Below are 14,106 nucleotides of genomic sequence, written 5' to 3'. Positions count from 1 at the left end.
TCAGGCAGTCGCGAGGGTGCGGGCGGTGGCGGCATCGGCGGCGCGGGACCGCGACAACGTGGCGAAATAGACGTCCTCCAGACTGCCGGTGACGGGCGCAAAGCCGTCACCGGGGTCGCTGTCGGCGAGGATGTTGATGATGGTGCGCCCGGCGAACAGGCGGTTCGAGATGACCTTCATCGTCTCGGTATAGCGGGGCAGCTCGTCGCGGGTGATGGTCTTGGCCCAGACGGTGCCGCGCGATGCCTCGATCAGGTCCTGCGGCGCGCCTTCGAGCTGGATGCGGCCGCCGGCGAGCACCGCCATGCGCGGGCACAGGTCGGCGACGTCCTCGACGATATGGGTCGACAGGATGATGACGACATTCTCGCCGATTTCGGCAAGCAGGTTGAGGAAGCGGTTGCGTTCCTCCGGATCGAGGCCGGCGGTCGGTTCGTCGACGATGATGAGCTCGGGGTTGCCGATCAGCGCCTGGGCGATGCCGAAGCGCTGGCGCATGCCGCCCGAAAAGCCGGCGATGGCCTTCTTGCGGACCGACCAGAGGTTGGTCTGGTTGAGCAGCGTCTCGACGGTTTCCTTGCGTTCCCGCGCCGAGGCGACGCCTTTGAGCACCGCCATGTGATCGAGCATGTCATAGGCCGAAACCCGCGGATAGACGCCGAAATCCTGCGGCAGATAGCCGAGCCGTTCGCGCAGCCGGTCGGGGGTGGCGAGGATGTCGATGTCGCCGAAGCGGATGCTGCCCGACGTCGGCGCCTGCAGCGTGGCGACGGTGCGCATCAGCGTCGACTTGCCGGCGCCGTTGGGCCCCAGCAGCCCGAACATCCCCTTGGGCACCGACAGCGACACATCGTCGAGCGCGCGGGTGCCGTTGCCATAGATATGGGTGACGTTGTTCAGCTCGAGCATGCCGGCGGTTCCCCCTGGGACACCCCGACCTTATAGCGAACCGTATTACTTAGCTAGAGCGGCAAGATGGTGCCGTGCGGGGACGCAACGTCGGCAAGATGCCCGACGGGCCTTGCCGGCATTGCGCCCCTGCGGCGGGTGTCAGCGCCGCCAGTGCAGCGTCACCAGCGCGCTGTGAGCGGTGAAATCGCCACCCAGCCGGCCGCGATAGGTGGCGCCGATCCCCCAGCCGCCGCCCAGCGCGACATCGCCGGTAATGCTCGCCTTGACGGCATTGTCGCCGCCGCCGGGCGAGCGCACCAGATAGGCGTTCCCCGGGGCCCCGGCCAGCGCCAGCCGGGTTTCGGTGAAATCCCCGTCGGCGCGATCATAGGCGACACTGACATCGATGCGGCCGCTGCCCGACACCCAGTTGGCAAAGCCGCCGACGCCCCATGACGTCAGGCTGTCGCTGTCGTCGGCGCCGATGATGCCGAGGCTGGCGGCGCCGGTTTCGGCAAAGCCGTCGCGGCTGACCCGGGCGTGGGCGACATTGGCGATCGGGCCGATGCTGAAGCCGGTGCCGACGCCGAAGCCATAGCGCGCCTCGCCGGCGAGCGTGGTGGTCTTGAGCGTATAGCGCGACATCGCGGTGCGGTTGATGGTGTTGACGGCGATCTGCCGCGTCACATCGGCGTCGCCCGACGACCAGGCGAAGCTGCCGGCCAGCGTCAGCCCGGTGCGGCCGGTGCCGATGCGGCCATAGGCGCCGAGATGCCAGCTATCGAGCTCGGCCCGCGAGCGGCGCGCGCCGGACGTGACGTCGCCGCTCGACCAGCCGCCGGCGATGCCGACCAGCGTGCCCGTTGCCGCATCGGCGAAATCGATGCCGCCGGTGATGCCGCGCCGGCTGCCATCGAGGCGGGCGCCGTTGCCGTCGCCCTGCACGCGGCCATCGATGAGGCCGCCCGACAGCCAGGCGCCGAGCGCGAGCCCGGCCGCGCCGCCGGTGCCGCCGCCGGTGGCGCGGACCCGGTTGTGCATGGCGTCGGTGAGAATTTCTCCCTGGTGAACGCCGGCGGCGAGCACCGAGGCGTGGATTTCACCCGACATGGTGTCGAAGCCGGTCAGCGCCTGGTCGGTGGAGGCGAAGACCAGCGCATTGATGACGGTGCGCGTGTCGCCGGTCGCGGTGGCCTCGACCGCATCGAAGACGCCGGCGACCTGACGCTGGTTGAAGGTCCGCGCCACGCTCGCGAAGGCGACGGGGGTTGGTGTGGGGGTGGGGGTGGGGGTCGGCGTTGGCGTTGGCGTTGGCGTTGGCGTTGGCGTTGGAGTGGGGGTTGGCGTCGGCGTCGGAGTGGGAGTCGGGGTCGGAGTTGGCGTCGGTGTCGGGGTCGGAGTGGGTGTGGGTGTCGGAGTGGGCGTCGGCGTCGGCGTTGGAGTCGGTGTCGGCGTGGGCGTCGGTGTCGGCGTGGGCGTCGGCGTCGGCGTGGGCGTGGGCGTCGGCGTCGGCGTCGGAGTAGGTGTCGGCGTCACTGCGCGCGTTGCCGTCAGCTGCACGTCATTGGCATTGTGGACCAGCCCCAATGTCAGGAACGGCAGGTCGACCTCGGACACCCCGGCAAAGGTGCCGGTCACGCCGCCGGTCGCCGACAGGATGGTGAACGACGTGCTGCCGGAAAAGCCCGACTCCGGCGTCACCGACCGGACCACGACGTTGCCGCCGCCGAGCGTCGCCGCCCCGGTCACCGCCACGCGGTCGCTGGTGCCGTTGCCGAGCACATCGACGAGATAGCGGCTGCCCGCCGCGGTCGAGAAGGTGCCCAGCACGTTCGCCGTCGCGATGGTGCCGGTGCCGCCCGGCGACAGGTCGCCGGCCACGCTCAGGTTGCGGATGCTGCCGCCGAGGTTGAACAGCGTCCCCGCGCTCGTCGCCACGTCGACGGCGGCAAGCGTCGCACCCAGGTTGAGCCGGCCTTCGCGCAGTTCATAGCGCGTCGCCAGCGGCGCCGTGCCGTCGATCGTCACCGTCGCGTCGCCGAACTGGGCGATGGTTTCGACATTGCTGACGACGAGGCCGCCGATATCGGGCACGACGATGGTCGCGCCGGCGGCGAGGTTGAGGTTGATGGTGTCGTTGCCGGCGCCGCCGTCGACGCTGTCGATGGCCAGGATGTCGGCCAGCGTCGGCGTCTGGAAGGTCAGCACATCGTCGCCGGCACCCAGCGCCACTGTCCCCGACAGCGTGCCGTTGACGACGGTGACGCTGTCGTTGCCGGCGCCGAAATCGACGTTGCCGACGAGCCGGCTGCCCGCTTCGAAGGCGAGCACGTCGTTGCCGCCGCCAAAGCGCAGGTCGCCGGTGACGACGCTGGCGTTGCGGGCGACAAAGGTCGTCGCGACATCGCCGTCGACGAGCAGCGCCGCGGAGCCTGCCGCCACCGTCACATCGGCGGCATCGATCGTCACGGCCGCCGTCGATGCGGTGCCGGCGACGACGATGGCATTGGAATTGCTGCCGCCGGCGATGACATCGCCCGTCGTCGTGAAGCGCATCACCGAACTGGCGCCGCTGCCGACCAGCCCGACGACATCGGATGCCGCCCCGGTGGTGCGCAGCGTCCCGCTGTTTTCCACCGTCACGTCATCGGCAAAGCTGATGATCGCGGTGCCCTGCGCCAGCGTGATGTCGCCGCTGTTGCGGATCGTCGCGATACCGGGGTTGTCGCCGCTGCCGGCGCCATCGAGGTTGACCGAGATGCCGACCGAATTGATCGTGTTCGATGCCAGCCCGCGGATGGTGCCCGAATTGACCAGCGTGACGTTGACCGTGTCGTCGCGGGTGGCGAAGGCGGTGATGCCCTGGGCGAACAGCGTGCCGAGCTCGATGGCGCCGCTGTTGTCGATGTTCATCGTGTAGTTGCCGTTGGCCGGGGCGCCGCTCGACGACACCGCGATGCCGCGGCTCGATGCGCCCGAGACCGAGGTCAGCGCGGCGTCGTTGTCGACGGTCAGCGTGCCGGTGCGGGCCTGGTTGAGCACCAGGAAGCCGTTGCTGTTGATGGCGTTGGTCATGCGCACCGTGCCGGCGGCGCCGTTGACCACCGTCAGGTCGACGCCCTCGCCGCGGCCTTGCGCGAACAGGCCGTTGTTGTCGGCGCCGCTGATCGCGATGGTGCCGCTGTTCTCGATCCGCGCGAAGGTGCCGGCGCCGCCGGTGTTGCCGGCGGCAAAGTTGGTGATGCCGTGGGTGGCCTGGCCGACGGCATCGATGGCGCCGCTGTTGACGATGGTGGCGCGGCCGCCCGACACCAGCGTGTTGAGCACGATGCCCGACGCGATGCCGGCGAAATCGCTGTCGTTGGTCGCCGCCGCCGGGCGCACGGTGATGGCGCCGCTGTTGGTGATGCGGGTGGTGCCGCCGGCGGCAGCGTGCACGGCGAGGATACCCGCCGTCACGCCGGTGCGTTCGCCGCTGCCGCCGGTGGTGGCGCTCAGCACGCCCGAATTGACGATGGTGATGTCGCCGGTGGCGTCGTTGCTGGCGGCGGCGATGGCAAAGCCGTTCTGGCTGGTCGTCCGCACCGTGACGGCGCCGCGATTGGTGATGCTGGTATTGCTGTCGCCGGTGAACACCGCCGTCTCGATGCCCGCATTGGGCTGGGCGCCGCCATCGGCGGTGATCGTTGCACCGCTGTCGATAGTGGCGTCGAAGCCGTTGCGGACGATGAGGATGATGCCCTGCGCCGGTTCGACGACGCCCAGGTTGTCGAGCGTGCGGATGACGACGCCATCGGCGACGTTGATGGTGACGTCGCGGTCGCTGCGATCGGCGCCGATGCCGAACAGGCCGGGAGGGGCGATGTCGCCGGTGACATTGTTGACGTTGATCGTGCCGACCGACGCATGGCCCTGCGACTGCTGCGATGTCACCCCGCCCGACAGGTTGCCGGTACAGGTGGCGACGCCTGCCACGACCGGGCACGCCGCCGATCCGACGACGACCTGCTGGGTGGCGCCCGGCCCCGCTGCGATGCCGAGTGCCAGCGTCGATGCGCCGACCAGCCAGTTGCGCCGCTGCCGTGTCAGTCCGAAACCGTCGATCATCTGTGTTCCCCGGGGGCCAGCGCCAAGCCGCTGCTGTCCTTCAAAGGCGCGGTCCGCGGGCCAAACGGCTCACGCACATCTGGATTTTTTTGCGTCGGGTTCGTCACGACACGGCTTTACGACTGCCAACAAACGGTTAATTTGGGGAAATGAGCGGAGTCGGGGAGCATGATACGCGGGCCTTGCTGGTCCGCTGGCGGGGTGGGGACATGCACGCCCGCGACGCGCTGTTCGCCGCCTTCTATCCCGACCTGCGCCGATCGGCCGCCGCCATGCTGCGCGGGGAGCGCGGCTGTTCGCTGTCGACGGGCGATCTCGTCCAGGAATCGGTCGCGCGCCTGGTGGCGCTCGATCGGATCGACTGGGCCGATGCCCAGCATTTCAAGGCGCTGTCGGCGACGATGATGCGGCGGGCGCTGCTCGATCACCTGCGTTCGCGCCGCACCAACAAGCGCAAGCACGAGAAGGTCGAGCTGCTCACCGGCGTCGCCCTCGACGATCCCGACTGCGAGATCGAGCGGCTGTCGGCGGCGCTCGACGACCTCGCCCGTATCGACCCCGAACGCGCCGATATCGTCGAGATGCGCTATTTCGGCGGGCTGGAGATCCGCGACATCGCCGCGGTGCTGGGCTGTTCCGAGGCGACGGTGAAACGCCGCTGGGCCTCGGCCCGGCTCTGGTTGCTGGCCGAAATGTCCGACGCCTGATGGCCGACGCGGCGCTCGATGCCCGGGCGCTGCCGCTTCTCGACGCCGCGCTGGCGCTGCCGCCAGATGCCCGCGACGCCTTCATCACCGACGCCACCGGCGATGACCCGGCCCTCGCCGCCCGCCTCCGCCGCCTGCTCGCCGCCAGCGACGAATCGCGCCTGCGCACCGGCTCGGCCGCCGCCGCCGTCACCGACGCGCCGATGCCCGACCGCATCGGCCGCTATCGCATCACCCGGCTGATCGGCGTCGGCGGCATGGGTGCCGTCTATCGCGGCGAACGCGACACCGGCGATTTCGACCATGTCGTCGCCATCAAGCTGATCCGCCCCGGCGCGCTGTCGGATGTCTTCATCGAACGCTTCGCCCGCGAACGCCAGACGCTGGCGCGCCTGTCGCACCCGCACATCGCCCGGCTGTTCGACGGCGGCGAAACCCCGGCCGGCGAGCCCTATATCGTCATGGAACATGTCGACGGCATCCGGCTCGACGAATGGCTGGCATCGGGGCCGTCCATCGCCGCCCGCACCGCGCTGTTCCTCGATGTCTGCAGCGCCGTCGGTTTTGCGCATCAGAACCTCATCATCCATCGCGACCTGACCCCGGCCAACATCCTCGTCGACCGCGACGGCAATGCCCGGCTCATCGATTTCGGCATCGCCCGGCCGCCGCTGGCCACGCCGCCCGACCGGGTGCCGGGCGTCGTCGCGCGCAGCCTGACGCCGGGGTTCGCCGCGCCCGAACGCATCGCCGGCGATCCCGCCACCACCCTGTCCGACGTCTATTCGCTGGGCGTCCTCCTCGCCCTGATGCTGCCCGATGAAAGCGACCGCGGCGACCGCGACCTCGCCGCCATCATCGCCCGCGCCCGTGCCGCAGAGCCTCAGGCGCGCTATGCCAGTGTCGATGCGCTCGCCGCCGATGTCCGCGCCTGGCAGGCCGGCGATGTCGTCGCCGCGCGCAACGGCGGCCGCCGCTACCGCATCGGGCGCTTCGTCGCCCGCCACCGGATCGGGGTTGCCGCCGGCACCGCCGCCGTCGTGCTGCTGGTCGGCGCGCTCGGCACCACGCTCGCCGCCAATGCCCGCGCCGAGACCGCGCGGGTGGAGGCCGAGCAGCGCTTTGCCCAGACCCGCGCCATCGCCAGGTCGCTGCTGTTCGACGCCTATGACGAAGTCGGCAAGGTGCCGGGCAGCGCCGTCGCCCGCGCCCGGCTCGCCGAAACCGGCCAGACCTACCTGCTCGCGCTGGCGGCGCAAAAGGATGCGCCCCGCGACGTCCGCATCGAAACCGGGCTCGGCTTCCTCCGCCTCGCCAAGGTTGTCGGCAACGGCGGCGACAACCAGCTCGGCCGGCTCGAGGACGGCAGCAAGCTCATCGGCCGCGCCGACGCCATCCTCGCGCCGCTGCACCGCGCATATCCCGACGATCCGGCGGTCACCATCGCCTATGCCGACCTGCTCGTCGAACAGACGGCGACGGCGCTTTATACCGACAATGACCCGGCAACCGCGCGCCGCAAGGCGCTGGAGGCGCGGCGGCTGCTTGGTGCCGATCCGGCGCGCAGCGTCGATTCCGCCCGGCTGTATGCGCTGGCCGCGCAGGGGCTGGGCGACAGCTATGCCTGGTCCGACGATTATGCCGCGGCGCGCACCGAATATCGCGCTGCCGAAGCCTTCATCACCGGCCTGCCGCCGGGAATCGCCGACGCGCGCCCGCTGCGCATGGTGCGATCGGCAAACCTGCGCCTGCTGGCCGAGGCCAACCACAAGCTCGGCGACGAGACCGCGGCGCTGGCGGCGGTGAACCAGGCCGTCGCCCTCAACCGCGCGCTGGTCGCGGCCGCGCCCGACGACCCGGCGCTGCCGCGCAAGCTGGCGCTGTCGCTCTGGTATCGCGCCGTCCTGCAGCGTACCGACGATCACCTTGCCGATGCCGCCGCCTCGATCGCCGAAGCGGTTGCCATCGCCCGCGCCCTGCGCCAGCGCAGCAACGGCGACGCCAGCTCGCTGCAGCTTGTCGCCTTTACCGGCGAGGTGCAGGCGCAGGTGCTGATCGACCTCGGCCGCGCTGCCGAGGCCTTTGCCATCTCCGACGAAGTCGTCGCCGCGCATCGCCGCATGGTCACGCTGGCCGGCGACACCGATGGCCCGCGGCGCAGCATGGCGATGGCACTGACGACGGTCGGCGGCAACTTCTACACCGGCGGCGCCCGGGGCCGCGCCTGTGCCGCATGGCAGGAGGCGCTGGCGCTGCTGGAGGGTAATCGCAACCTCGGTGGGGAGGACCGCGCCAAGGCGGTGCCGCGCCTGCGCGCCGGCATCGCCCAGTGCGTCGCCGGGGCGAAGGTCACCGTGTTCGAAGATCTGTGAGTTCGGCGAAGACGACGCATTAAGAAATAGTTCACCCCGCCTGAGCCGTGGCACGGCGTTTGCGCGCCTTAGTCTGCAGGGCCGCATGGTGCGGCGTCGCTGACCAGGGGTGTTCGATGATACGGCAAACTCGCAAGATCGCACGGGGGGCGGCTCTGCCGCTCGTGATGACCATCGCCACATTGGCGCTCGGCAGCGCCGCACAGGCGTCCTATTTCGTCCGGCCGGTGCTCCAGTACAGCGGCGAACGCGTCGACGGCATCATCCAGAACGGCGCCACACAGGCCTCGCAGACCTTCAACGACGGCTATCAGTCGCTGGCGGCGCATGTCGATCTCGCCGACGGCACCATCAAGACCTATCTCGAGATGAACGGTCCCGGCCCCAGCTTCGGCATCGCCACCGGTACCATGGGCGACCGCATCCGCTTCACCGGCGAGACCGGCACCCCGGTGCGCTTTTCCTTCGATTTCGACGGCGTCATCACCGCGGCGCAGGAAACCCTGGGCGGCGCCCCGGCATCGGGGTCGCGCTACATCGGCATCCAGGCGCATTTCGCGGTCTTCGACGCCGCGTCCGGCGCCACCTACAACAACTGGACGCAGTACGATCCCAAGGGCAGCGAGGCGCTGCTCGGCAACGATGTCTCGCTCACCTTCAACTACGATGATCCGGCCTTCACCGAATTCGTCTTCAACAGCGATCTTGGCGGCTGGGTCGATCTCGTCAGCGGCAATTCCTACGACGTCTTTGCCGCCTTCAACCTGATCGTCCGTCCCGGCGACGATGTCGGCCCGGTGACCATGAACTTCCTCAACACCGGCACCATCGGCATCGACGCGCCCGCCGGCGCCAGCTTCACCTCGCATTCCGGCGTCTTCCTGGGCTTCGGCCAGACCCCCGGCGTGACCCCGGGCGTGCCCGAACCCGCCAACTGGGCGCTGCTCATCATCGGTTTCGGCACCATCGGCGCCATGGCACGCCGCCAGCGGGTTCGGGTCGCCGCCTGAACGCGCGCCCGATGGGGACGGCCACGGCGGTCGGGCGGCGGGGGCGTCGCCCGATCGCCGGAGGTCGTTCAGCGGGGCGGGGCCACCATCCGGCCGAGCACCCGCCCCGTGATGTCGAGGGCGCTGTCGTCGACGTTGAGCACATATTCGCGCGCCAGCAGCAGGGAACAGCGCTGCGCCCTTTCCTCCGCCATGATCGCCGGCCCGGCCGCAGTGTTGACCGCCGCGGTCAGCGTCTGGTTGAAGGTTTCGAGCGACGCCGCATCCTGCGCCAGCATGGCATCGAGATTGGCGCGGCGCGCGGCCGTGGCGGCGCGCCGCTCGGTGATGACGCGCGGATCGACCTTGCGCGCGAGCTGATCGGTTTCGGCGGTTTCGCTGTCGATCGCGCCCCGTTCGGCGGTGACCTGGGCCGCCAGCTGCGCGCGCACGCCGCGGAACCGGGCGAGCGCTTCCAGCGCCGGTGGCGATTCGCGCATCAGCCGCGCCTGGCTGAGCACGCAGATCTTGAGCGGCCGGGCGGTCTGGGCCGCCGCCGGCGCGGCCAGCAGCGCGAGCAAAAGGAAACAACCGGGGCCGCGGCCCCGGTTGAGGTTTATGACCCGAAGGGAGATCATCTCCTTATCAGAAGTGGAAGCCGACGCCGGCGTTGTAGGTGGCGTAGCCGCCGGTGGTGTTGAGCGCGACGCCGGCCTTGAAGATCATGTTGTGATCGTCGGTCAGGATGGTCGACAGGCCGAAGGCGAGCGAGACGGCATTGCCGCGGCCGCCGATCGCCGCCCCGGCAAAGCTGCGGCCGGGCTGGATCGCCTGGGGGACGCCGGCGAGGGCCGCGGCGCTGGCGCCGGCCTGGTCGATCCGGCGTGACAGGTCGAAGCCGAGCGCCCCGATGCGGACATCGGTATAGCTGTTCGCCTGCGACAGCGCCGAATTCGACAGCGCCGTCGCCTGGCCCAGGTTGACGGCATCGGTGGCGTTGACGGCGTTGGCGACATTGGTGATCCGCCGTTCGGAGCCGACGCCGCCGACCGACACGACATTGGCAAGGCCGCCGTCGCTCGACCCGGCGCCGAGGGCGACCGAATTGACCCCGCTCGACGTGGCGTTGGTGCCCAGCGCCAGCGAACTTGCACCGCTGGCGACGGCGCCGAAGCCGCCGGCCGTGGCATTGGCCCCCGACGCCACGGCCATCGGCCGGTTGGCGGTATTGTTGCCGCGGAACGGCGCTGCCTGGCCGGCACCGCCGACGGCGCCATCGAGGGCCCCCAGCGCCCCGGCAACCGTCGTGTAGGTGGCGCCCTGGATCGTGTAGCTGGGCGCCGTCGAGACCCCGGTGGCGGTGTCGTAGCCGGCGCCGCCGCCGAGCGCCGCGGCGACCGCCGCCACGCCGTTGCCGGCGTTGGTCGCGGTTGTCTGCGCCGTCGTCACATTGGTATTGGTGGCGAACAGCTGGCTGCCGTTGACGGCGTCGCTGGATGTCGCCGTCACCGCGCCGGCCGACACGCCGGTCACGGTGCGCGTGCCGGCGTTGCCGGTGACATCGACGACGGTGCCGCTGCTGGTCGCCCCGACGGTGATGGGCGCGGTCGGCGTCGCCTGCTGCACAAGGCCGATGGTGCCGTTCGACAGCCCGGCGATGGCGCCGTTGTAGTTGTTGAAGGCGCCCTGGACCGTCGTCGCGGTGGTGCCGCCGACGGTATTGTAAGTCGGTCCGGTGTAGGTGCCGGTGGCGGGGTCGTAAGTGCCGCCGACGACGGTGGCGACGCCGGTGACGCCGCTGTTGGCGTTGGCCGCCGCCGCCGTGGCCGCGGCGACATTGGTGTTGGTGGCGAACAGCTGGCTGCCATTCACCGCCTGGGTCGAATCCGCGGCGACCGTGCCGGCTGCGACATTGCCGAGCAGCTGCGCATTGCCGGGGGCTGCACCCGTCCCGCCGGCGGCGACCAAGGCCAACGTGTCCGCCCCCGGCGCGCGTTGCACCGGCCCGACGGAGCCGTTGTTGATGGTGGTCGTGAGGGACGTGATTGCCGTGGTGTTGTTGGTGACGTTGGTGTTGGTGGCGAACAGCTGCGCGCCGTTGACGGCGTCGCTGGAGCTGGCCGACAAGGTGCCCGCGGCGACATTGGTGACCACCACCGGCCCGGCCGCGCCACCGACAAGGGTGACGCTGTTGATCCGGTTGCCGTCGCCATCCCTGTCATACTGTACCGAATTGCCGGCAACATCGCCGACGGCGGCCAGCTGGCCGACATTGGCGGCATCGGTCGCGGCGACGCCGGCGCTGACGCCCTGGATGGTGCGGGTGCCGGCGGTGCCCGCGACGCTGACGGCCGCGCCGCCCGTCGCCGCGCCAACGGTGATGAGCCCGCTGCCCGGCGCGCCGCCGACCTGCTGGACAAGGCCGAGACTGCCGCCGGACAGGCCGGCGATGGCGCTGTTGTAGTTGTCGAATGCGCCCTGCACCGTGGTCGCGGTCGTCGCGCCGACGGTGTTGTAGGTGGGACCGGTGTAGGTGCGCGTCGCCGGGTCATAGCTGCCGCCGAGCACGCCGGTGACGCCGGTGACGCCCAGATTGGCATTGGCGGCGGCGAGGCTGGCGGCCGCGACATTGGCGTTGGTGGCGAACAGCTGGCTGCCGTTGACCGCCTGCGCCGAGGTGGCATCGAGCACGCCGGCGGCGACATTGCCGATGACGACCGGACCCGCGGCGCCGCCGATCAGCGTGGCGCTGTTCAGCCGGTTGCCGAGGCCATCGACGTCATACTGCACGACGTTGGCGACGCTCGTGCTGATCGCTTCCAGCTGGCCGACGTTGACCGCATCGGTGGTGGCGACGCCGCTGGCGACATTGCCCAGCACCTGGGGCGCGCCGGGCGCGGCGCCGGTGCCGCCGGGTGCCGTCAATGCCAGCGTGTTGGGCGTGGCGGTGCGCTGCACGGTGCCGGCGGTGCCGTTGTTCAGCGCGGTGATGCTGGTGGTCGCACCGGCGATGTTGGTCGTGTTGGTGGCGATGTTCGCCGTATTGGTGGCGATATTGGTGGTGTTCGTCGTCACCTGGGTGTTCGTCGCGAACAGCTGGCTGCCGTTGACCGCCTGGGTCGAGGTGGCATCGAGCGTCCCTGCCGCGACATTGCCGAGGACGACCGGACCCGCGGCGCCGCCGACCAGCGTGGCGCTGTTCAGCCGGTTGCCGAGTCCGTCGAGGTCGTACTGCACCGAATTCGACGCGAGCGCGCCGACCGCGCCGAGCTGGCCGACATTGACAGCATCGGTGGCGGCGACGCCAGCAGCGACACCCGCGACGGTGCGATTACCCGCCGTGCCGGCAACGCTGACGCTGGTGCCGGCGGTTTCGGCGCCGACGGTGATCTGGCCGCTGCCGGGAGCGCCGCCGACCTGGCGGACGAGACCCGTGGTGCCGTTGGTCAGGTTGGTGATGTTCGTCGTATTGCCGGCGACATTGGTGGTGTTGGTCGTCACCTGGCTGTTGGTGGCGAACAGCTGGCTGCCGTTCACCGCATCGGTCGAGCTGGCCCCGAGCGCGCCAGCCGCGACGTTGCCGAGGGATTGGGGGGTGCCCGGGGCGACGCCGCTGCCGCCGACGGCTGTCAACGCGAGCGCGTCAGCCACCGCAGTCCGCTGGACAGTGCCAGCGGTGCCGTTGGTCAGGTTGGTGATGTTTGTCGTGTTGCCGGCGATGTTGGTGGTGTTGGTCGCGATGTTGGTGGTGTTCGTCGTGACCTGGCCGTTGGTGGCGAACAGCTGGCCGCCGTTGACCGCATCGGTGGAGGTGGCGGACAGGGCGGAGGGTGCCACGTTGGTGACGGTGACCGGGCCGGCGGCACCGCCGGCGAGCGTTACCGTGTTGGTGCGGGTGCCGCCGCCGTCGAGATCGTACTGGACGGCGTTGACCGCGGCGCTGCCCACCGCGGCGAGCTGGCTGACATTGACGGCGTCGGTCGGTGCCGAGCCGGCGGCGACATTGGTGATCTGGCGCGCATTGCCGGCGGAGCCCACCGACACTTCGCCCACCGACGTCTGCGGGGCGGCGAGCCCGACGGCGACATAGCCGGCCTGGGCACCGCGGGCGGCGACCGATCCGGCGCCGATGGCGACGCTGTTGGCGGCGGTGACCGAAGCGGCATCGCCGAGCGCGACGCCGGCCGTCGCACCCGCGCCGACGCTGGCCCCGGTGCCGATGGCGACGGCGTTGGTGGCGCTGGCCGCCGTCGTTGCGCTGTTGCCGAAGGCGATCGAGCCGAGTTCGCCGGCGACGGCATCGAGGCCGTTGGCGCCCAGCCCGGTGATGCGATTGCCGCCGATGGCAATGCCGGCCGGCGTGTCGAGCTGATAGGAATCGCTGATCGTGTTGCACTGGCTGCCGGGGCCGATGATCGTGCCGCTGCGATCGAGCACCGACAGGCTGATCGGGTCGCCGGCAGCCGCGGACCCCAGCAGCCCGGTCAGGTTGATGTCGAGCGGCGTGATGATCTCGCCGACGATCGGGATCAGTCCGATCACGCCGAGCGCCGGGTTGACGGTGTTCTGGATGGGACTGACGATCCCGGTCAGCACCGGGCTGAGAATATTGGTAACAACCGATGGCGGCAGGCTGACCCCCGAGCAGGCACTGACCAGTGATGTCGGCTGGGCGGCAAATGCCGGCGTCGATGCGGCAAGGATGGCGCCGGCAATTGCCAGGCCCGATGCACATGACCCAGCGGATAGACGATTGCGGCGACGTCCCGCTTTATTGACAGTCTCAAAGCTTGCGCGAATGCGATCCATAGTAACCCCCCCGAGTTTGATGGCACGTTGCACTAATGCTTCAGCTATGTTCTAGCCGACTATTGTATATATCGAAGGTATAGGTGCCCCGTGTTCGTTCTGTGTTCGTAAACGCCACTTTCGCCACGTTTTTTTCCCAGTCAAGCAGGAATTCTGCTTATGAAACGAAACTATATCGAAGGTTGGTAGACACTGTTGCAGATCGGTAATTTTATGTGTCGCACATGAAGG

General features: G+C 69.9%; 7 protein-coding genes. 3 read left to right on the top strand and 4 right to left on the bottom strand.

Features of this window, described 5'->3' with window-relative positions; all coding sequences use genetic code 11:
• Window positions 1-909: an ABC transporter ATP-binding protein gene (locus tag ACP7AI_RS11810; RefSeq protein ID WP_426167558.1), complete on the bottom strand. Its 909-nt coding sequence runs from the start codon at window positions 907-909 to the stop codon at window positions 1-3.
• Between the two features lie 141 nt (window positions 910-1,050).
• Window positions 1,051-4,998, bottom strand: a complete 3,948-nt coding sequence (locus ACP7AI_RS11805; RefSeq protein WP_426167556.1) for an autotransporter outer membrane beta-barrel domain-containing protein — start codon at window positions 4,996-4,998, stop codon at window positions 1,051-1,053.
• A 149-nt stretch (window positions 4,999-5,147) separates the two neighbouring features.
• On the opposite strand from ACP7AI_RS11805, the gene ACP7AI_RS11800 reads away from it, so the two are divergent.
• The 3 genes from ACP7AI_RS11800 to ACP7AI_RS11790 all read left to right on the top strand — a co-directional run bounded on the left by ACP7AI_RS11800 (window position 5,148) and on the right by ACP7AI_RS11790 (window position 9,087).
• Entirely contained in the window at window positions 5,148-5,705 is a 558-nt protein-coding gene (locus ACP7AI_RS11800; RefSeq protein WP_426167554.1) for an ECF-type sigma factor, read from the top strand.
• Window positions 5,705-8,077 (top strand): protein kinase domain-containing protein, encoded by a 2,373-nt coding sequence (locus ACP7AI_RS11795; RefSeq protein WP_426167552.1) that lies wholly within the window; start codon window positions 5,705-5,707, stop codon window positions 8,075-8,077. The genes ACP7AI_RS11800 and ACP7AI_RS11795 overlap by 1 nt, the downstream gene beginning before the upstream one ends.
• A gap of 167 nt (window positions 8,078-8,244) precedes the next feature.
• The gene (locus tag ACP7AI_RS11790; protein ID WP_426167550.1) at window positions 8,245-9,087 is read left to right on the top strand and encodes a PEPxxWA-CTERM sorting domain-containing protein; all 843 of its coding nucleotides are present in this window, start codon (window positions 8,245-8,247) and stop codon (window positions 9,085-9,087) included.
• Between the two features lie 68 nt (window positions 9,088-9,155).
• Here ACP7AI_RS11790 and ACP7AI_RS11785 read toward each other — a convergent pair whose 3' ends face one another.
• Window positions 9,156-9,704: an OmpH family outer membrane protein gene (locus ACP7AI_RS11785; protein WP_426167548.1), complete on the bottom strand. Its 549-nt coding sequence runs from the start codon at window positions 9,702-9,704 to the stop codon at window positions 9,156-9,158.
• A 7-nt stretch (window positions 9,705-9,711) separates the two neighbouring features.
• Entirely contained in the window at window positions 9,712-13,662 is a 3,951-nt protein-coding gene (locus ACP7AI_RS11780) for a beta strand repeat-containing protein (RefSeq protein ID WP_426167546.1), read from the bottom strand.
• Window positions 13,663-14,106: the final 444 nt, after the last annotated feature.

Origin of the sequence: Sandarakinorhabdus sp. DWP1-3-1 (genome assembly GCF_049896705.1) — a bacterium.
GTDB lineage: Bacteria > Pseudomonadota > Alphaproteobacteria > Sphingomonadales > Sphingomonadaceae > Sandarakinorhabdus.
This window is presented reverse-complemented; position numbering and strand designations above follow the sequence as displayed.